Raw genomic sequence first — 18,915 nt, 5'->3', positions numbered from 1 at the left:
ATCATGTTCAGCGATTTCCGCAACAGGCTGCGCCAGCCCGCAGCCAAAAAGTCCAGCGCCAACCAGCCCCAGGGAGGCGAGGAGGACGAACAGGGCACCAACCTGATGGCCTGGGAGGTCTGTGCGCCGGACCAGCCCTATGAAACTCGCACTCACCTGAGTTCAGTGGAAGCCGACTGGCGTGAACGCATCTACCAGCAGTTGCTCAAGGTCATGGATCTTTCACTACTGGACGCTCTGGAGCCAGCCGAGGCAGCGCGACAGATCCGTGAAATTTGCTCGCGCCTGCTGGACGAGCACCAGGCACCGGTGAGTTCGGGCTGCCGTCAATTGATCATCAAGCAGATCACCGATGAAGTGCTCGGCCTTGGGCCCCTGGAGCCATTGCTGGCGGATCACAGCGTGTCCGACATCCTGGTGAATGGCCACGGCGCGGTGTACGTCGAGCGCCACGGCAAGCTGCAACGCACTGACGTGCATTTTCGTGACGACCAGCATCTGCTGAATATCATCGATCGCATCGTCTCCAGTCTGGGGCGGCGTATCGACGAATCGTCGCCTTTGGTGGATGCACGCCTGAAGGACGGCTCGCGGGTCAACGCCATCATCCCGCCGCTGGCCATCGACGGGCCGAGCTTGTCGATCCGCCGCTTCGCTGTGGATCTGCTGAACACTGAAAGCCTCGTCCAGATGGGCACGCTGACGCCGGCCATCGCGCTGGTACTGAAAGCCATCGTGCGCGGTCGGCTCAACGTGCTGGTTTCCGGCGGTACCGGCACCGGTAAGACCACCATGCTCAACGTACTGTCCAGCTTCATCCCGCAAAACGAACGCATCGTTACGATCGAAGACTCGGCTGAGTTGCAACTGCAGCAGCCGCACGTGGTACGCCTGGAGACGAGACCGGCGAACATCGAAGGGCGCGGAGAAGTGAGCCAGCGTGAACTGGTGCGTAACAGCCTGCGCATGCGTCCGGACCGAATCGTCATCGGCGAAGTCCGCGGCGCTGAGGCTATGGACATGCTGACGGCGATGAATACCGGGCACGACGGTTCGCTCACAACGATCCACGCCAACACGGCGCGTGACGCCCTTGGTCGTATCGAGAACATGGTGTCCATGACTGGCGCCACCTTTCCAATAAAGGCGCTGCGACAGCAAATCGCCTCGGCGATTGACGTCGTCATCCAACTGGAGCGCCAGGAAGACGGCAAGCGCCGGTTGGTCAGCGTGCAGGAAATCAATGGCATGGAGGGCGAGATCATCACCATGACCGAGATATTCGGTTTCGACCGTCGAGGCATCGGTGAGCATGGCGAGGTGCTCGGTGACTTTCGCCCCAGCGGCATGGTGCCGAATTTCCGCGATGTGCTGGCCAAGCGGGGCATCGAGTTGCCGCTGAACCTATTCCGCCCGGAATGGATGGAGGTATAGGACCATGCACCAGATACCTGCCGAGTTCATTCTTGCCTTCCTTGGAATGGTTTTCGTCGCCGCGTTCCTGCTCAGCCAGGGACTAGTGGTGCCGGTCTTTGGCGAAGCGAGCAAAGTACGTCGTCGGATACGTGCACGCCTCGACATTCTTGAGCACGCGAGTAACGTGCCGAACATGCAGACGGTGCTTCGCCAGAAGTACCTCAAGCGTCTTTCGCCCATGGAGGCGAAGTTGGAGCAAATGCCGCTGATGGAGCGGCTGGCACAGATGATTGAGCAGTCCGGGCATGAATACCCGGCCTACCGGGTAGCGTGGATTTGCCTGAGCGTCGCGCTGGCCGTGGGCGCTGGCGCCTGGTTTCTATTCAAGCTCTGGTGGCTCGCGTCGGTTTTTGGCGCGCTGGCGTTCTGTCTGCCGCTGCTGAAGATCGCCAGGGATCGCAACTCCCGCTTCGCAGCCTTCGAAGACGGCCTGCCCGATGCGCTCGATGCCATGTGCCGCGCGCTGCGTGCGGGGCACCCGTTCAATGAAACCCTGCGTTTGGTGGCGGAAGAGCACAAGGGCCCGGTGGCCGAGGAGTTTGGCCTGACCTTCGCCGACATGAACTACGGCAATGATGTGCGCCGGGCCATGCTGGGCCTGCTGGAGAGAATGCCGAGCATGACAGTGATGATGCTGGTGACCTCCGTGCTGATCCACCGCGAGTCCGGCGGCAATCTTACCGAGGTGCTAGAGCGCTTGAGCCGCCTGATTAGGGGGCGCTTCCGTTTCCAGCGCAAGGTCAAGACGTTGTCGGCGGAGGGGCGGATCTCAGCGTGGGTGCTGGTGGCAGTACCCTTTGTACTGGCGGCGGGGATCATGCTCACAACGCCGCAGTACATGCCGGTTCTGCTTAATGACCCCTTGGGACAGAAGATGATCATTTATGCCTTCGTCGCCATGATCGTGGGCATTTTCTGGATTCGCCGGATCATCCGGATCCAGGTCTGATGGGGCTGTCGGCGAGGAGGCGTAAACCATGGACTACCTACTCGGATTGATCAATGGCTTGGTGGGCAACCCTCAAGTGGCGCGACTGGTATTCCTGGCTGCAGTGGCACTCAGTGCGACGTTAGCCATGGTCACTTTTGGCATTCTCTTGATAGGCCTGCAAAGCCCGCTGCATCGGCGACTTGCGCTAATCAAGCGCGGTCATGGCGGAGTCGCTGCGGGGCAGCGTCCGGTGAGCAACTTGCAACTGATGCTGGAACAGGTCGGACGTCATCTAGGCACGGGTGAGGAGCGTAAGGCCTCCGCAACCCGCCAGTTGCTGACCCATGCCGGCTATCGGTCGGCATCGGCTGTGCAGGTTTACTGGGCCGTGCGCTTACTCTTGCCATTATTGATGTTGGCGCTGGCTGTCATAGCGATGCCGATGCTGCCCAAGCTCTCGTTAAGCCTTGTATTACTGGTGGTGGTTTCCGCAGCGGCATTGGGCTGGCTGGCGCCGGCGATTGTGGTGGAGAATCGCAAGGACGCTCGTATAGGCCGGTTGCGCGCTGCCTTTCCCGATGCCCTGGACCTGATGGTGGTTTGCGTGGAATCGGGCCTGGCGCTGCCCCAGGCCATTGAGCGGGTGGCCGATGAGATGGCAGTGAGTCAATCGGAGCTGGCCGAAGAATTGGCGCTGGTCAACGCCGAGATTCGTGCAGGTATTCCGAGTGCCCAGGCACTTAAGCACCTGGCTGATCGTACTGGGTTGGATGATGTTCACGGTCTGGTGAGTCTGTTGTCGCAGAGCATCCGTTTCGGTACGAGTGTGGCCGATACCCTGCGTATCTACGCCGACGAGTTTCGCGACCGGCGTACCCAGGCAGCCGAGGAGCGGGCCGCCAAAATCGGGACCAAATTGGTCTTCCCGCTAATCTTCTGTTTGTGGCCTAGTTTCTTCCTGGTGGCCATAGGCCCCGCAGTGATTGGGGTTCTCAGAGCCTTCGGGATGCAATGACATGAACAGAACCAGTCTGCTGCTGGCCGTGCTGGCCGTACTCTCGGGATGCCAGAACATGGGGCCGGAGAAGGTCAGTGGAATCCAGTCCGTCTACCGGGGCGACAACTCCGTGCTCTACCAGGTGCAGAACCAGGTGGATTCGCCGGACGTTGCCATGCGCATGGCAGCCCGGTCTTACCAAGCCGGTGACCTGGATCAGGCACTGTTCCAGTACTTGCGCGCCTTCGAGCTGGACCCGAGCCGCTACGAGGCGCTGGTTTGGGTCGGGCGCATCCATAGGGAGCGGGGCAATGGCCAGTTGGCCGAGATGGCGTTCGCCGATGTACTGGAGAAGGACCCGAACAATGCCGGCGCGCTGGCGGAAACCGGGCTGTTGCAGCTGTCTGCTCGTCATCACGAGGAAGCCCAGGAGCTCCTTCTGCGTGCTGTAGCGCAGGACCAGGAACGCCAGGGCAGCAATGGCAAGGTGGGTCTTTCGGACGTGGCCAAGCTCAAGGTCGACAGCAAATCACCGGTGCGTGTTTACAACGGCCTGGGGGTGCTGGCCGATCTGCGCGAGGACTTCGCCGTGGCGGAAGGTTTCTACCGCCTGGCCATGCGCATCGAGCCGCGCTCACCCATGGTGCAGAACAGCCTTGGCTACTCCTACTACCTGGCCGGGCATTGGGATCAGGCCGAGCGGGCCTACAAGCAGGGCATCAGCTACGAGCCGGCCTACCATCCGTTATGGCGCAACTATGGTTTGTTGCTGGCGAGGGCGGGGCGTTACGAGGAAGCGATATCGGCCTTCGAGCAAGTGGAGAAGCGTGCCGAGGCGAGCAACGACGTCGGCTACATCTGTCTGGTCGAGGGCAAGCTGGATGAGGCGGAGCAGTTCTTCCGCAGCGCTATCGATCAGTCGCCGGCGCACTACGAAACGGCTTGGGACAATCTCAACAGGGTCCAGCAGGTTCGCCGCCTGCGCGGGATGAGTGGCGGCACATCGGTAGGGGAGCCGGTGGCAGTGATTCCGGGAGCGGAGGTGCGTCCGGTCGCGTTGCCATAGACCGGAACAAGATGGAAAGGGGCAGGCCTTGGGCCTGCCCCTTTTGCATTACTTGTTGACCGCGTCGGTCAGGGCTTTGGCCGGAACGAACTTGACCACTTTCTTCGCAGCGATCTCGATGGTCTTGCCGGTCTGCGGGTTGCGGCCGGTACGGGCGGGACGGTCGCCTACCTTCAGCTTGCCGATCCCCGGCAGGGTGATCTCATCGCTGTTCTCCAGGGAATCGCTGACGATCTCGCTGAGCTGTTCCAGCATGGCGCGTACGGCGGCCTTGGTGGTGTCGGTGGCTTCTGCGATGTCAGAGATCAGCTGGTCTTTGGTGAGTGCCATGGTGTTGCTCCATTCAATAAGTGTCTGGCTTGTGGCCTTGCCGGTCGCGCCGGCCCTGATGAGACCAGCGGAGCGACTGGAAGTGCGGCATGGGGTGTAGATGCGAACCGCGACCGCTGGGGAAGCTAGCACAAAAGAATTGCCGAGCCTGTGCGTAAACCCCGTCTTTGCGTCGATTTGACGCAACCTGTCGTCGGTCATGGCAGCCGACGACAGGACGTCACCGGATGTACAGAGCCGGCGTCTACGCATCTCGAAGTCCGCAGCAGCGCTTGTGGGCCCTGAATTCCCTTGAACGACTACGCTTGGCCTAGAGATGCCAAGCGCTAAGGAGAGCCGCCATGCTACGTGCCTTCGCCGATCTGGGTTTCCGTTGGAAAGTCGCTTTGCCTATCCTGGTGCTGGCGCTGCTCATGGTGCTGGTGGGCGGCCTCGGTATGCAGGGAATCGGCCAGGCTGCCGACTCCAGCAAGCAACTGACCAACCGTTACCTGCCTGCCATCAGCCTGCTGCTCAACGCCGACCGTGACCTCTACCAGGCTTTCATCGCCGAGCGCAGCCTGCTGGATGAAGCCGCCGGCGAGCACGTACAGGCACTCAAGGCCGCCCATGCGGAGAATCTGCAACAGGCTTACGACCGGGTGCACAAGTACGCAGCGATGGATGCGGACGTCGAGGCCCAGCAACTGGTGGCGCAATTCGACCGGGGTTTTTCCCAGTGGAAAGCGACCTCTCAGCAGGTGGTCAACCTGTCGGCCCAGGACCCGGCTGCGGCCAGCGCCCTCAGTTTTGGTGACAGTGAGCGCCAGTTCGAGGCCATGCGCGATGCCATCGACAAGCTTGGCGAACTGGAGGACAACGCCGCCAATGCCGAAGGGCAGACGGCCATCGCGCTGGGGGATGCCCGTACCTGGCAACAGGGGCTGGCTATCGCCATCGGCCTAGCCCTGTGCGTGGTGCTGGTCGTCGGCTTCCCGGTATTGGTGACCCGGCCGCTGCACCACCTGCTGGAGCGCATTGAGCAGATCGCCGACGGCGACGGTGACCTGCGGGTGCGACTGGATGTGTTGTCGAGGGACGAACTGGGCAAGCTCAGCCATGCCTTCAACCGTTTCCTCGACAAGCTTCAACCGCTGATCCGTGAGGTGAGCCGGGTAACCGGAGAAGTCGCCGATTCCGCGCGCAGTCTTGCCGGGCTCGCGGCGGCCAACGACCGCCTGATCAGCAGCGAGCATGCTGCCGTGGATCAGGTCAGCACCGCCGCCACCGAAATGAGCGCGGCTGTTCACGAAGTGGCGCGCAATGCCCAGAACGCGGCGGACGCGGCGCGATTCGCCGAGGAACAGTCCCGCGAAGGGGCGCAAGTGGTTGGCGCGACTGTCGCCGTCATCCGCCAGTTGGCCGTGGACGTGGAAAACGCCTCTACCACCATCGGCACCCTGGAGCAGGAAACCGCCAACATCGGTGCCGTGCTCGCGGTGATCAAGGGCATCGCCGACCAGACCAACCTGCTTGCGCTGAACGCCGCCATCGAAGCCGCGCGGGCCGGCGAGCAGGGCAGGGGATTCGCCGTGGTCGCGGACGAGGTACGCGCCCTGGCGGCCCGGACCCAGGATTCCACCAAGGACATCCAGCTGATGATCGAGCGTCTGCAGACGGGCGTGCAGGAAGCGGTCAAGGCCATGCGCACGGGCAGCCTGAAAGCGCGGGACAGCGTGGAGCGCGCGGCGGGTGTCGACCAGGCCCTGACCGACACGGGCGACTCGGTGCAGCGGATCAACGACATGGCGGCGCAGATCGCCACCGCCTGCGAAGAACAGAGCAGCGTTACCGAGGAAATCGCGCGCAATATCAGCGATATTCGCGATCTCTCCAACGAGGCGGCGCAGACGTCGGAACAGAGCACCCAGGCCAGCCAGCACCTTTCCCAGCTTTCCAGCGGCTTGGCCCAGTTGGTGGGGCGCTTCCGGGTCTGATTCGCAAGTGCTTGTAAGGAAACCGGTTTTACCGGTTGTAAGTTGGCGAAGAGCCGGTACAATGGCGCGGCTCGCCGATCTGGCGAGCTGCGTGATGGTGGCCCTGCCGGTCCCCCCGCAACGATCAGCCGTGAACCCGGTCAGGCCCGGAAGGGAGCAGCCGCAGCGGTGAAATCGTGTGCCGGGGTGTGGCTGGTGGGGTCACCTCCAATTCCTAAGTCTTTAATTCTAAAAGACTTTTATCGCCAAAAATCGAAGTGTGGAACAGCGTCGTGGTACACCTGATTGGTGCGCCGCGCGAAGCATCGTATCCGTTCGCCCTACATTCGGTTTAATCCCCTGGCTTTTATCCCCCCTCCGGCGGACATCTGACGTAGTGCCGTTCCTCATGACAGCATCGGCGTCTGTCGAATACCCGGCTGACCTAAACTCATGTATGGCCTGCTCGAATGGGGGGCAGTCGATATGAGCATTTCAAGAACGTTCGTGGCGCTACTTGCGGTTTTGCTTTACTCGGGAGCGACATACGGCTTGGGCTGCAACCACACATTCGATCTTGAAATGAGGACACGCATGTGTGCCTTGGAGCTTGAGAACGAGTGGAGGGCAAAGCTAAAGCCCGATGATTCGTGTGCGAGGCTGATGGCTGAAGCCAGAAGGTTTGTCTCCAACTTTGAACGAGGGGAAATACAGATCAATGAGGGTTGTACGGCAGAGGCGTTGATGAAGGCCGCGGAGAACGCGACTGCGACGATCGCCAAGGCTCGAGAAAAGGGCTGGACAACGCTTGAGGGCTATTTGAATTACTAGGGCGGGAATCATTTTTCAGTGGCGCATTCTCACTGGTAGTGCGCCAGAATCTCATCGATCTCCCCTGATTCCTTCATCTGCACCAGCGTGCGCAGGATGCGTTGCGCCGGAACTGCGGGGTCGTTTCGGATCAGGCAGCCCACGGGTTCTTCTTCCAGGATGCCGACGCTCACCAACTGGTCTGTGTCCGGAAGGTCGCGATTGAACCTGCTCAGGGCCAACTCATTGCTCACCGCGTATTTGTAGCGGCCGGCCAGCAGCTTCTGCAGGACCAGTTCCTGGTTGCGTGCTTCGTCGCGCAGCAGGGAGCCGCGATCGAACAGGGCTTGCAGGCGTGGATAGGTATAGCCCAGCACGGTGCCGACACTTTCGCCCGAGATGGCGTCAGGGCTGGCCAGGGGTTCGCTTCCCTGGCGCGAGACGATCAGGTCGCGCTGATAAAGGAGGGGCACGCTCCACAGGAATTCGGTGCTGTTGGTGATCCACTTCGGGCTGACGTAGCAGCGTACGTCGATTTCTCCCTGTTTCACGGCCAGCTCCACGCGGTTGCGCGGGAGGACCTGGATCTGTACGGGGATGTCGAGGTGTTGCGCCAGGCGGTTGATCAGGTCGTGAAGGATGCCGCCGATCAGATGGTTGTTCTTGAACTCTGCCAGCGGCATGGCCCAGCTATCCACCGCCGAGAAGCGCAGGACGGCCGGCGCAGCGGTGCCGAGGGAGCTCCAGCAGAGCAATAGGGCGAGGACAAATGAGCGCATCAGGCTCCCTCGTCTGGATGGACGGTGGCCCACAATGCCTGTTGTCGGGCGGATTGAACAGGGCGCCGTTCGCATCGGATGCAATTTGCGCATCGCTCCGCTAGCATTAGCTCCTTCTGCTCTCCAGACGCGATGGTTTTCAATGAGTTATCAGGTCCTTGCACGCAAATGGCGTCCGCGCTCGTTCCGCGAAATGGTCGGCCAGACCCATGTGCTGAAGGCTTTGATCAACGCCCTGGACAACCAGCGCCTGCACCACGCTTACCTGTTTACCGGCACTCGTGGCGTGGGCAAGACCACCATCGCGCGCATCCTGGCCAAATGCCTGAACTGCGAGACCGGCATCAGCTCCACCCCCTGCGGCCAGTGTTCGGTGTGCCGGGAGATCGATGAGGGGCGTTTCGTCGACCTGATCGAAGTGGACGCCGCCAGCCGCACGAAGGTGGAAGACACCCGCGAACTGCTCGATAACGTGCAGTACGCGCCCAGCCGCGGTCGTTACAAGGTCTACCTGATCGACGAAGTGCACATGCTCTCCACGCACTCGTTCAACGCCCTGCTGAAGACCCTTGAAGAGCCGCCACCCCACGTCAAGTTCCTGCTGGCCACCACTGATCCGCAGAAGCTGCCCGTCACCATTCTTTCGCGCTGCCTGCAGTTCTCCCTGAAGAACATGCCGCCGGAGCGTGTGGTCGAGCATCTGACCCACGTGCTCGGAGCCGAAAACGTGCCCTTCGAGGCCGATGCGCTCTGGTTGCTGGGCCGTGCCGCCGATGGTTCGATGCGTGATGCCATGAGCCTCACCGACCAGGCCATCGCCTTCGGGGAAGGCAAAGTGCTGGCCGCCGATGTACGCGCCATGCTCGGCACCCTCGATCATGGCCAGGTCTACGGCGTGCTCCACGCGCTGCTGCAGGGTGACGCCCGCGCGCTGCTGGAGGCCGTACGCCACTTGGCCGAGCAAGGGCCGGACTGGAACGGCGTGCTCTCCGAAATGCTCAATGTGTTGCACCGCGTGGCGATTGCCCAGGTGCTGCCGGACGCCGTCGACAACGGTCAGGGTGATCGCGACCGCGTACTGGCTCTGGCACAGGCCCTGCCAGGTGAAGATGTCCAGTTCTACTACCAGATGGGGCTGATCGGTCGACGCGACCTGCCGTTGGCCCCGGACCCCCGCAGCGGCTTCGAGATGGTGCTGCTGCGCATGTTGGCGTTCCGCCCGGCAGATGCCGATGGTGCGCCGCGGGTCCAGCTAAAGGACCCGGGGATCAGCCAGGCCACGGTTGATCCCCAGAAGAACCCAGTGGCCGGAGCCGCCTCGTCGGCTTCGGTTGCCATTGCTGCGCCGCAACCTGCTCCCATACAGGTACCCACCCCGATGGTTGCGCCTGCACCCGTAGTCATCCAGCCTGTCGCGGCTCCGGCTCCGGCTCCGGCTCCGGCTCCGGCTCCGGCTCCGGCTCCGGTCGTTGAAGCGCCTGCGCCCGTTCCGGTGGTCGAAGTGCCAGCGGTGGCCGCAGTCGAGGAAGTCGCCGCTCCCGTACCTGTGGTCGAGGCCACTCCCGAACCGGTTGCAGAACTCGTGGCGGAAGAGCCTGTTGCCGTGGTCGAAACACCCGCTGAGGTAGTCGACCTGCCTTGGGATGAGCCTTCGGTTCCGGTTGCCGCTGCACCAGCAATCGAGCCCCCGGCTGCTCCCGAACCGGAGCCTGTGGTCGAGTCCGTGCCGGTTGTTGAGGAGCCCGTGGTCCAGCCAGCGGCCGAGCCGCAAGTTGCCGAAGCCACAGACGACTCCGACGACGAGCCGCCGCCCAGCGACTACGACGACTATTACGAGGGCGATGCCGACAGCATTGCCTATATGGACGACATCGGACCGGCAGATGAGCCCGCCGCTGTCGCCGAGGTCCTGCCGGCCGCGCAACCTGCCACCGGGCTGGCTGCCGAATGGCTGGACCTGTTCCCGCGCCTCGGGCTCTCGGGCATGACCGGCAACATCGGCGCCAACTGCACCCTGGTGGCGGTGGAGGACGATGTCTGGCGCCTGCACCTGGACCCGGCACAGAGCGCGCTGTTCAATGCGAACCAGCAGCGCCGCCTGAACGATGCGCTGAACCAGTACCACGGCCGATCTCTGAAACTCGAAGTTGAAGTGCGTCGTCCTGAGCAGGAAACCCCTGCGCAGGCTGCCGCACGCAAGCGCGCCGCTCGTCAGCGGCAGGCCGAAGAGGCCATTGCCAGCGATCCGCTGGTGCTGAAAATGATCGAACTGTTCGGCGCCCAAGTGCGCGCCGACACCATTGAACCCCTTGACCGCTGAGGACAATCATCATGATGAAGGGTGGCATGGCAGGCCTGATGAAACAGGCCCAACAGATGCAGGAAAAGATGCAGAAGATGCAGGAAGAGCTGGCCAATGCCGAGGTTACCGGCCAGTCCGGCGCCGGCCTGGTGACAGTGGTGATGACCGGTCGTCATGACGTCAAACGCGTCTCCCTGGATGACAGCCTGATGCAGGAAGACAAGGAAATCCTGGAAGACCTGATCGCGGCTGCGGTAAACGACGCCGTGCGCAAGATCGAGCAGAACAACCAGGAAAAAATGGCCGGCATGACCGCCGGGATGCAGCTTCCGCCCGGTTTCAAAATGCCTTTCTAAACAGGGCATCAGGCGAGTCACTGTGCTGGTGCAGTGGCTCCGCCGGTTATTCCTGACTTCGCGAGGGTAGGTTCAGCCCATCGAGCGAATCATTTGTGGGCTGAAGCCCACTCTACCGATCCCTACACAGTCCTTTCGCCTCGAGACGCCCATGAGCTTCAGCCCGCTGATCCGCCAATTGATCGATGCTCTGCGCATTCTGCCCGGTGTGGGCCAGAAGACTGCGCAACGCATGGCGCTGCAGATGCTGGAGCGTGATCGCAGTGGCGGCCTGCGCCTGGCGCAGGCGCTGACGGCGGCCATGGAGGGCGTTGGACATTGCACGCAATGTCGCACCTTGAGCGAGGAAGCGCTTTGCCCGCAGTGTGCTGATCCGCGCCGCGACGATTCCCTGCTTTGCGTGGTGGAAGGTCCGCTGGATGTATTCGCTGTGGAGCAGACCGGCTATCGCGGTCGCTTCTTCGTGCTCAAGGGGCATCTGTCACCGCTGGATGGCCTGGGACCGGAGGCCATTGGCATCCCGGAACTGCTGGCGCGAATCGAAGCCGGCCAGTTCGCCGAGGTGATCCTCGCCACCAACCCCACGGTGGAGGGCGAGGCCACTGCCCATTACATCGCCCAGCTGCTGGCGCCCAAATCCATTACGGTTTCCCGCATCGCCCATGGCGTACCGCTGGGCGGCGAGCTTGAGCTGGTGGACGGCGGCACCCTGGCCCACGCGCTCGCGGGGCGCCGTCCTATCGGACTTTGAGTAAGGGTTGCGCGGCTGATACGGCCGCGTCGATGGCACAAGTCTCGCCTTGAAAACCAAGCAAGCGCTCGGTAAGTTCGTTCGATCTTACCGGGGAGTCTTGCCATGTCTGCCTACCAGGAATACTTCGACGAATCCCATCAACTGATCCGGGATTCGGTACGCCGCTTCGTCGAGCGGGAAATCCTGCCCCATATCGCCGAGTGGGAAGAGGCCGAGGAGTTTCCCCGTGAGCTCTACCTCAAGGCGGGCGCTGCCGGCATCCTCGGTATCGGTTATCCGGAATCGTTTGGCGGTAGCCACGAAGGCGACGTGTTCGCCAAGGTGGCGGCCAGCGAAGAGTTGATGCGTTGTGGCTCCGGCGGGCTGGTGGCCGGGCTGGGCTCCCTGGATATCGGCCTGCCGCCGCTCATCAAATGGGGGCGTGCCGAGCTGCGCGAGCGCGTCGTGCCGCAGGTCCTGGCTGGCGAGAAGATCATCGCGCTGGCAATCACCGAGCCGTCCGGCGGCTCGGATGTGGCCAATCTCAAGACCCGAGCCGTCCGCGATGGCGATTTTTATCGCGTCTCCGGAAGCAAGACCTTCATCACCAGCGGTGTGCGTGCCGACTACTACACGGTGGCGGTTCGCACCGGCGGCGAAGGTTTCGGCGGTGTGAGCCTGTTGCTGGTGGAGAAGGACACGCCGGGTTTCACCGTCGGCCGCAAGCTGAAGAAGATGGGCTGGTGGGCATCCGACACGGCCGAACTGTTCTTCGATGAATGCAGGGTGCCTGCAGAGAACCTGATCGGCATGGAAAACATGGGCTTCGCCTGCATCATGGCCAACTTCCAGAGCGAGCGCCTGGCGCTGGCCATCATGGCCAACATGACCGCGCAGCTGGCCCTGGAGGAGTCGCTGAACTGGTCCCGCGAGCGTGAAGCCTTCGGCAAGCCCATCGGCCGTTTCCAGGTGCTTCGCCACCGGATGGCGGAAATGGCTACGCAGCTGGAGGTGTCCCGCGAATTCACCTATCGCCAGGCGGCGAAGATGGCGGCGGGCAAGAGCGTGATCAAGGAGATCTCCATGGCGAAGAACTTCGCCACCGACATCGCCGACCGCCTCACCTATGACGCCGTGCAGATACTCGGAGGCATGGGGTACATGCGCGAGAGCCTGGTGGAGCGTCTTTATCGTGACAACCGTATCCTCTCCATAGGTGGCGGTACGCGGGAGATCATGAACGAGATCATCGCCAAGCAGATGGGCCTCTGAATCGGGCCGGAACTTCCGAACGGGAGTTCCGGTTTTCTTTGGCTGATATATATTATGGTCGACATTCAATCTGTTCATGTGATCCAGGAGACCCGAGATGAGCGATCTGTCCCGCGAAGAGAAACTTCAAGTCTGGCTGGCCGCAGAGGCCGAAATCCGTGCCCGTCTGAAGCCCGGCACCATGAGCATTGCGGAGGTGGCGACGCTCAGCCCTCTGGAGTTCTTTGATGGCATCGGCCGTGGCGACCTGCCGGCACCGCCCATTGGTGAGTTGATGGGCTTCGTCCCCATCGAATGGTCGAAGGAGCGTTTCGTCTTCCAGGGTGTGCCGCAGATGCAGCACTACAACCCGATTGGGTCGGTCCATGGGGGATATGCAGCAACGCTGCTGGATTCGTGCATGGGTTGCGCCATCCACACCAATCTGGAGAAAGGACAGGGCTACACCACCACCGACCTGCGCATCAGCTACATTCGCGCTCTGACCACCAAGACTGGCCCGGTGCGGGCTGAGGGACGGATCATCCATGTCGGCCGCTCCACCGCGCTGGCGGAAGGGCGCATCTACGATGTGGATGGCAAGCTCTACGCGACCGGCTCCACCACCTGCCTGATCCTGGGTGGCAAGTGAGTTCGAGGGAGCGTTTGTAGGAGCGATTTCAATCGCGAAGCAGGACGGAGTCCTGCCCGATGGAATTTCAGGACGCGTCGAGCCGACCCATCGCGAATGAATTCGCTCCCACAGGGCAAGGTTTCCTGGAGTATTCGATCAGGCAAAAAGAAGGGGGCACGCTTGTGGCGTGCCCCCTTTTGCCATCAGTGAATGACAGCCAACCGTTGAAGAGAGATGGGCGAAGTCGCCCGGTAAGGCGGTCCGCCTGGAGGCCAGGCCTCCGGTGTAGCGACCGTCGCTCGCCTTGTGGGCGAACGACGGGTGAGGCGATGTCACGTGTCAGCCGATGGTCATCAGGCTGGCGTTGCCGCCAGCGGCGGCGGTGTTGACGCTGATGGCGCGCTCGATCAGCAGGCGCTCCAGCGGGACCGAGGTCTCGCTGCGGGACAGGCCCTGGACGCCGATGATCGGCCCTTTGCGCGAAGCGACCTGTTTGCAAACTGCGCCCAGCTGGTCGGAGTCGCCGTGGTGCAGAACCGCATCGAACTCCACTTCGGCCTGGTTCCAGTCGGCTACCAGTTGGATACGAGCCTGCACAGCCTTCGGCAGAGCGCCGCGCAGCTTGCTGGTCAGATCGCTGGTGGCCCAGAGTGCGCTGCTGCCAACGGCCAGTGTCGCGGCCAGCTGGGTCAGCAGGTCGGCTTCATCGTCAGCCAGGCAAAGCACCGCCTCGCGCGGCAGCAGCACATAGGTGTTGCGCTCGCCGGTCGGGCCGGGGAGCACGCGGCTCAGGCCGCTCTGGGACTGCTCGGCGAAGCTGTCGCAGGCATTGGCGAGGCCATCCTTGCCGTTCTTGGCGGACCAGGCCTTGAGGGCTTCCAGCGGCTTGCCCTGGTTTTCCTGCAGGGCCTTGCGCTGCTGCGAATCGGCGACATTCTGGCCATCCAGGCGCTGGAAGGTGCGGCTCACGCCATCGGCCGGGCGGGTGGCGAGCAGGCGGTACATGTACAGCGGACCGCCGGCTTTCGGGCCGGTGCCGGACAGGCCTTCACCACCGAACGGCTGCACACCGACCACGGCGCCAACCATGTTGCGGTTGACGTAGAGGTTGCCGGCGTGGGCCTTGTCCACCACCTTGGCGATGGTTTCGTCGATGCGGGTGTGGACGCCGAGGGTCAGGCCGTAGCCGGTGGCGTTGATCTGATCGAGCAGCGCGTCCATGTCCTCGCGCTTGTAGCGCAGCAGGTGCAGGACCGGGCCGAAGATTTCGCGTTCCAGGTCGGCGAGGCTGTCCAGTTCGATCAGCGTCGGCATCACGAAGGTGCCACGCTGCATCACATCACCCTCGGTGCGGGCGATCTGGAACACGCTGCGGCCTTTGCTGCGCATGGCCTGGATGTGCTTGTCGATGTTGGCCTTGGCTTCGGCGTCGATCACTGGGCCGATATCCACATTCAGGTGCTCGGGGTTGCCGATGCGGCATTCGCCCATGGCGCCCTTGAGCATTTCCACCACGCGGTCAGCCACGTCTTCCTGCACGCAGAGTACGCGCAGGGCGGAGCAGCGCTGGCCGGCGCTGTCGAAGGCGGAGGCGATGACGTCGGTCACCACCTGCTCGGCGAGGGCGGAGGAGTCCACGATCATCGCGTTCTGGCCGCCGGTTTCGGCGATCAGCGGAATCGGGCGACCCTGGGCGTCCAGGCGACCGGCAACGTTGCGGGCGAGAATGCCGGCGACTTCGGTGGAGCCGGTGAACATCACGCCTTTCACGCGCTCATCGCCCACCAGGGCAGCACCTACGGTGTGGCCGAGGCCCGGCAGCAGCTGTACCACGCCTTCCGGAATGCCGGCCTGGAGCATGATGCGTACGGCCTGGGCGGCGATCAGCGGAGTCTGTTCGGCGGGCTTGGCCAGCACGGTATTGCCGGCGGCGAGCGCGGCGGCTACCTGGCCAGCGAAGATCGCCAGGGGGAAGTTCCACGGGCTGATGCACACCACCGGGCCCAGTGGGCGGTGGGTGTCGTTGGCGAAGTCGTGACGGGCCTGGGCGGCGTAGTAGCGCAGGAAGTCGACGGCTTCGCGCACTTCGGCGATGGCGTTGGCGAAGGTCTTGCCGGCTTCACGGACGAGGATGCCCATCAGCGGCTGCATTTCGCTTTCCATCAGGTCGGCGGCGCGATCCAGGGCGGCAGCGCGCTCGACCGGCGGAGTGGACTGCCAGATCGGTGCGGCGGTGATGGAGGCCAGCACGGCATTGCCGACGTCAGCGGTCGTGGCGTTCTGCACGTGGCCTACCACATCGCGGTGATCCGCCGGGTTCAGCACGGGCTCAGCCACGCCTTCGCTGGTCGGGCAGCCGAGCATGGGCTGGGCACGCCAGTCAGCGTGGCCGGAGCTCAGCAGGGCGCTGGACAGCGAGGCCAGGCGGTGTTCGTTGGCCATGTCGATGCCGCTGGAGTTGACGCGGGCTTCGCCGTACAGGGCCTTGGGTTGCGGAATGCGCGGATGCGGCAGGCCCAGGGAGCCTTCGACGCTGGCCATGGATTCGGCGCTGGTCACCGGGTCTTCCACCAGGTCCTTGATGGAGATGCTGTGGTCGGCGATGCGGTTGACGAAGCTGGTGTTGGCGCCGTTTTCCAGCAGGCGACGGACCAGGTAGGCCAGCAGCGTTTCATGGGTGCCGACCGGTGCGTAGATACGGCACGGGCGGTTCAGCTTGCCGTCGGCGACCTTGCCTACCACTTGCTCGTACAGGGGTTCGCCCATGCCGTGCAGGCACTGGAACTCGTACTGGCCCGGGTAGTAGTTCTGGCCAGCGATCTGGTAGATGGCCGACAGCGTGTGGGCGTTGTGGGTGGCGAACTGCGGGTAGATCGCGTCCGGAACGCCCAGCAGCTTGCGAGCGCAAGCGATGTAGGAAATGTCGGTGTAGACCTTGCGGCTGTAAACCGGGAAGCCTTCCAGGCCGTCCACTTGGGCGCGCTTGATTTCGCTGTCCCAGTAGGCGCCTTTCACCAGGCGGATCATCAGACGGTGCTGGCTGCGGCGCGCGAGGTCGATCACGTAGTCGATCACGTACGGGCAGCGCTTCTGGTAAGCCTGGATGACGAAACCGACGCCGTTCCAGCCCTTCAGGGACGGCTCGAAGCAGAGGCGCTCGAGCATGTCGAGGGAGATTTCCAGGCGGTCGGCTTCTTCAGCATCGATGTTCAGGCCGATGTCGTACTGCTTGGCCAGCAAGGTCAGGGACAGCAGGCGCGGGTAGAGCTCGCCCATCATGCGCTCGTACTGGGCGCGGCTGTAGCGCGGGTGCAGGGCCGACAGCTTGATGGAGATGCCCGGGCCTTCATAGATGCCGCGGCCGTGGGAGGCCTTGCCGATGGCATGGATGGCCTGCTCGTAGGAGGCGTAGTAGCGCTGGGCGTCTTCTTCGGTCAGCGCGGCTTCGCCGAGCATGTCGTAGGAGTAGCGGAAGCCCTTGGCTTCGAAGTTGGTGGCATTGGCCAGCGCTTCGGCGATGGTTTCGCCGGTGACGAACTGCTCGCCCATCAGGCGCATCGCCATGTCCACGCCCTTGCGGATCACAGGCTCGCCGCTCTTGCCGATGATGCGGTTCAGCGAGGACGAGAGGCCGGCTTCGTTGTGGGTGGACACCAGCTTGCCGGTGATCAGCAGGCCCCAGGAAGCGGCGTTGACGAACATCGACGGGCTCTGGCCCAGGTGCTGTTGCCAGTTGCCAGTGCTGATCTTGTCGCGGATCAGGGCGTCACGGGTGCCTTTGTCCGGGATACGCAGCAGGGCTTCGGCCAGGCACATCAGTGCCACGCCTTCCTGGGAGGACAGGGAGAACTCCTGCAGCAGGCCCTGGACGATGCCGGCACGGCCGCCGGCGCTCTTCTGGTTGCGTAGTTTTTCGGCGATGCCATAGGCCAGCTTGTAGGCAGCGTCGGCCATTTCGGCGGGCAGGCGCGCCTGCTCCAGCAGCATGGGCACGGCTTCCTGCTCGGGGCGGCGGTAGGCGGCGGTGATGGCCGCGCGCAGCACGGATTGCGGCAGGATGCTTTCGGCGAATTCGAGGAACGGCTGGTGAGTGGCCTCGGGCAGGGCTTCGAGGGCGTCGTGGTCACCTTCGGCCAGGCGCTGGGCGATGCCCTGGAGTTCCGGCAGGGTCATGCCGCTTTCCAGTGCCTCGAGGTAGCTGAAGATCGCTTGCTTGATCAGCCAATGCGGGGTGCGCTCGATCTTGCGCGCAGCTTCCTTGAGACGATCGCGGGTCGCTTCGTCCAGTTTCACGCCAAGGGTGGTGCTCGTAGCCATTTCTTATCCTCTTCTTAGCCGTGGTCGACGGCATTTAGCGGCGCAAAGAGTAGCGATGTCCTACAAGGGGTGCAACCGGGTGCAACCAAAGGTCGTGGCCTGGCGACATTCTCCAGATGAAAGGTCGCCTCCAGGCTCGAAAAAGTTGCACCTGAAAACTGTGGAGGCACAGGCAATCCGGGGATTCAGCGGCACATGAGCGGTGGAAAAGGGGGAAGGTGCAACCCAGGTGAGCCGGTTTCGGCCCTGCCTGGAAAGCATAGGCTGCCCTCGGTGGATGCCGAGGGCAGCGACGGATGGCGAGGCGTTAGGCCTTGGCCGCTTGTGCAGCCTCTACCTGGGCGAGGAGGGTGGTGCGGGCGCTTTCGAGGATGCAGTCTGAAAGTTCCTCGCTGGCCACGCTGCGGGCCAGGGTCAAAGCGCCCACCAGGGTGGAAAGCATGGTCAGGGCCTGCTCGGAGCTGCCGACTTCCTTCTCCACCAATACCAGCAGATTGTTCAGCACGCTGTCGGTGATGGGGCTGGCGTTGCCGCGCTGGCCCAGTTCCGCCGCCATGGTCGGCAGCGGGCAACCTTGTTCGGGATGGGCACGGTGCTGCGGAGAGAGGTAGCGCTCGAAGAAAGTCCTCAGCGGCTGGTCCTTGGCGAAGGCCTTGACCCACTGGGCGTTGGCGTCGTTAGCCGCTGCCTGCAGGGCTTCTTCCACCAATGCGTCCTTGGACTTGAAGTGTGCATAAAAGCCGCCATGGGTCAGGCCGAGGGCCTTCATCAGCGGTTGCAGCCCAGTGGCGTCGATACCTTCGGCACGGAAACGGCGGGACGCTTCGGCGACGATGCGCTTGTGGGTTTCGGCTTTGTGATCTTCGGGGTAGCGCATGTCGGTCGCCTCGTTCGCAACGTTGATATGGCGATTGTAATTCATATCCCCAGTTGTGCGAGGCGCAATCGACCGGCGCGCACGAGGACGTCGTGGAATGT

At 63.0% G+C, this 18,915-nt stretch carries 15 protein-coding genes and 1 other RNA gene; 12 read left to right on the top strand and 4 right to left on the bottom strand.

Features of this window, described 5'->3' with window-relative positions:
• Positions 1-3: 3 nt before the first annotated feature.
• The 4 genes from E8E95_RS04360 to E8E95_RS04345 are packed head-to-tail and all read left to right on the top strand — an operon-like array spanning position 4 to position 4,470.
• Complete coding sequence (locus tag E8E95_RS04360) at positions 4-1,434, top strand: CpaF family protein (protein WP_280348398.1); 1,431 nt, start codon at positions 4-6, stop codon at positions 1,432-1,434.
• Between the two features lie 4 nt (positions 1,435-1,438).
• Positions 1,439-2,425, top strand: a complete 987-nt coding sequence (locus tag E8E95_RS04355; protein ID WP_280348396.1) for a type II secretion system F family protein — start codon at positions 1,439-1,441, stop codon at positions 2,423-2,425.
• A gap of 28 nt (positions 2,426-2,453) precedes the next feature.
• Positions 2,454-3,422, top strand: coding sequence for a type II secretion system F family protein (locus E8E95_RS04350; protein WP_280348394.1), 969 nt, complete (start codon positions 2,454-2,456; stop codon positions 3,420-3,422).
• Between the two features lies 1 nt (position 3,423).
• Entirely contained in the window at positions 3,424-4,470 is a 1,047-nt protein-coding gene (locus E8E95_RS04345; protein WP_280348392.1) for a tetratricopeptide repeat protein, read from the top strand.
• Between the two features lie 48 nt (positions 4,471-4,518).
• Here the strand turns inward: E8E95_RS04345 and E8E95_RS04340 are convergent, their stop codons facing one another.
• Positions 4,519-5,001 carry an HU family DNA-binding protein gene (locus E8E95_RS04340; protein WP_280348390.1) on the bottom strand — a complete coding sequence of 161 codons (483 nt, stop codon included), beginning with the start codon at positions 4,999-5,001 and terminating at the stop codon, positions 4,519-4,521.
• Positions 5,002-5,141: 140 nt separating this feature from the next.
• On the opposite strand from E8E95_RS04340, the gene E8E95_RS04335 reads away from it, so the two are divergent.
• The 3 genes from E8E95_RS04335 to E8E95_RS04325 all read left to right on the top strand — a co-directional run bounded on the left by E8E95_RS04335 (position 5,142) and on the right by E8E95_RS04325 (position 7,586).
• Positions 5,142-6,776: a methyl-accepting chemotaxis protein gene (locus E8E95_RS04335; protein WP_280348389.1), complete on the top strand. Its 1,635-nt coding sequence runs from the start codon at positions 5,142-5,144 to the stop codon at positions 6,774-6,776.
• 104 nt (positions 6,777-6,880) lie between these two features.
• An RNA gene (gene ffs, locus E8E95_RS04330) (signal recognition particle sRNA small type) lies at positions 6,881-6,977 on the top strand.
• A 231-nt stretch (positions 6,978-7,208) separates the two neighbouring features.
• The gene (locus E8E95_RS04325) at positions 7,209-7,586 is read left to right on the top strand and encodes a hypothetical protein (RefSeq protein ID WP_280348387.1); all 378 of its coding nucleotides are present in this window, start codon (positions 7,209-7,211) and stop codon (positions 7,584-7,586) included.
• A gap of 29 nt (positions 7,587-7,615) precedes the next feature.
• Here E8E95_RS04325 and E8E95_RS04320 read toward each other — a convergent pair whose 3' ends face one another.
• On the bottom strand, positions 7,616-8,344 hold the full coding sequence (locus E8E95_RS04320) for a transporter substrate-binding domain-containing protein (RefSeq protein WP_280348385.1): 729 nt from the start codon (positions 8,342-8,344) through the stop codon (positions 7,616-7,618).
• A gap of 142 nt (positions 8,345-8,486) precedes the next feature.
• Here E8E95_RS04320 and dnaX point away from each other — a divergent pair, with 142 nt between their 5' ends.
• The 5 genes from dnaX (at position 8,487) to E8E95_RS04295 (ending at position 13,638) form a co-directional block, all read left to right on the top strand.
• The gene (gene dnaX / locus E8E95_RS04315) at positions 8,487-10,664 is read left to right on the top strand and encodes a DNA polymerase III subunit gamma/tau (protein WP_280348383.1); all 2,178 of its coding nucleotides are present in this window, start codon (positions 8,487-8,489) and stop codon (positions 10,662-10,664) included.
• An 11-nt stretch (positions 10,665-10,675) separates the two neighbouring features.
• Positions 10,676-11,002 carry a YbaB/EbfC family nucleoid-associated protein gene (locus tag E8E95_RS04310; protein ID WP_077525260.1) on the top strand — a complete coding sequence of 109 codons (327 nt, stop codon included), beginning with the start codon at positions 10,676-10,678 and terminating at the stop codon, positions 11,000-11,002.
• Positions 11,003-11,153: 151 nt separating this feature from the next.
• Positions 11,154-11,753, top strand: coding sequence for a recombination mediator RecR (recR, locus tag E8E95_RS04305; protein ID WP_179057822.1), 600 nt, complete (start codon positions 11,154-11,156; stop codon positions 11,751-11,753).
• Between the two features lie 105 nt (positions 11,754-11,858).
• Positions 11,859-13,007 carry an acyl-CoA dehydrogenase family protein gene (locus E8E95_RS04300; protein ID WP_280348378.1) on the top strand — a complete coding sequence of 383 codons (1,149 nt, stop codon included), beginning with the start codon at positions 11,859-11,861 and terminating at the stop codon, positions 13,005-13,007.
• A gap of 97 nt (positions 13,008-13,104) precedes the next feature.
• Positions 13,105-13,638, top strand: coding sequence for a PaaI family thioesterase (locus E8E95_RS04295; protein WP_280348376.1), 534 nt, complete (start codon positions 13,105-13,107; stop codon positions 13,636-13,638).
• Positions 13,639-13,959: 321 nt separating this feature from the next.
• Here the strand turns inward: E8E95_RS04295 and putA are convergent, their stop codons facing one another.
• Together putA and E8E95_RS04285 are read right to left on the bottom strand one after the other, a co-directional pair.
• Entirely contained in the window at positions 13,960-17,937 is a 3,978-nt protein-coding gene (gene putA, locus E8E95_RS04290) for a trifunctional transcriptional regulator/proline dehydrogenase/L-glutamate gamma-semialdehyde dehydrogenase (protein WP_280348374.1), read from the bottom strand.
• 307 nt (positions 17,938-18,244) lie between these two features.
• The gene (locus E8E95_RS04285; RefSeq protein ID WP_280348372.1) at positions 18,245-18,814 is read right to left on the bottom strand and encodes a TetR/AcrR family transcriptional regulator; all 570 of its coding nucleotides are present in this window, start codon (positions 18,812-18,814) and stop codon (positions 18,245-18,247) included.
• Positions 18,815-18,915 lie beyond the last annotated feature (101 nt).

The organism is Pseudomonas sp. BN414, assembly GCF_029871275.1.
In the GTDB taxonomy this organism is placed as follows: Bacteria; Pseudomonadota; Gammaproteobacteria; order Pseudomonadales; family Pseudomonadaceae; genus Metapseudomonas; species Metapseudomonas resinovorans_C.
This window is presented reverse-complemented; position numbering and strand designations above follow the sequence as displayed.

Bases quoted from the DNA above. Each gene is read 5' to 3' on its own strand.
- E8E95_RS04360 (WP_280348398.1), top strand. From the start codon at position 4: ATGTTCAGCGATTTCCGCAACAGGCTGCGCCAGCCCGCAGCCAAAAAG.
- E8E95_RS04355 (WP_280348396.1), top strand. From the start codon at position 1,439: ATGCACCAGATACCTGCCGAGTTCATTCTTGCCTTCCTTGGAATGGTT.
- E8E95_RS04350 (WP_280348394.1), top strand. From the start codon at position 2,454: ATGGACTACCTACTCGGATTGATCAATGGCTTGGTGGGCAACCCTCAA.
- E8E95_RS04345 (WP_280348392.1), top strand. From the start codon at position 3,424: ATGAACAGAACCAGTCTGCTGCTGGCCGTGCTGGCCGTACTCTCGGGA.
- E8E95_RS04340 (WP_280348390.1), bottom strand. From the start codon at position 5,001: ATGACCGACGACAGGTTGCGTCAAATCGACGCAAAGACGGGGTTTACG.
- E8E95_RS04335 (WP_280348389.1), top strand. From the start codon at position 5,142: ATGCTACGTGCCTTCGCCGATCTGGGTTTCCGTTGGAAAGTCGCTTTG.
- E8E95_RS04325 (WP_280348387.1), top strand. From the start codon at position 7,209: ATGTATGGCCTGCTCGAATGGGGGGCAGTCGATATGAGCATTTCAAGA.
- E8E95_RS04320 (WP_280348385.1), bottom strand. From the start codon at position 8,344: ATGCGCTCATTTGTCCTCGCCCTATTGCTCTGCTGGAGCTCCCTCGGC.
- dnaX (WP_280348383.1), top strand. From the start codon at position 8,487: ATGAGTTATCAGGTCCTTGCACGCAAATGGCGTCCGCGCTCGTTCCGC.
- E8E95_RS04310 (WP_077525260.1), top strand. From the start codon at position 10,676: ATGATGAAGGGTGGCATGGCAGGCCTGATGAAACAGGCCCAACAGATG.
- recR (WP_179057822.1), top strand. From the start codon at position 11,154: ATGAGCTTCAGCCCGCTGATCCGCCAATTGATCGATGCTCTGCGCATT.
- E8E95_RS04300 (WP_280348378.1), top strand. From the start codon at position 11,859: ATGTCTGCCTACCAGGAATACTTCGACGAATCCCATCAACTGATCCGG.
- E8E95_RS04295 (WP_280348376.1), top strand. From the start codon at position 13,105: ATGAGCGATCTGTCCCGCGAAGAGAAACTTCAAGTCTGGCTGGCCGCA.
- putA (WP_280348374.1), bottom strand. From the start codon at position 17,937: ATGGCTACGAGCACCACCCTTGGCGTGAAACTGGACGAAGCGACCCGC.
- E8E95_RS04285 (WP_280348372.1), bottom strand. From the start codon at position 18,814: ATGCGCTACCCCGAAGATCACAAAGCCGAAACCCACAAGCGCATCGTC.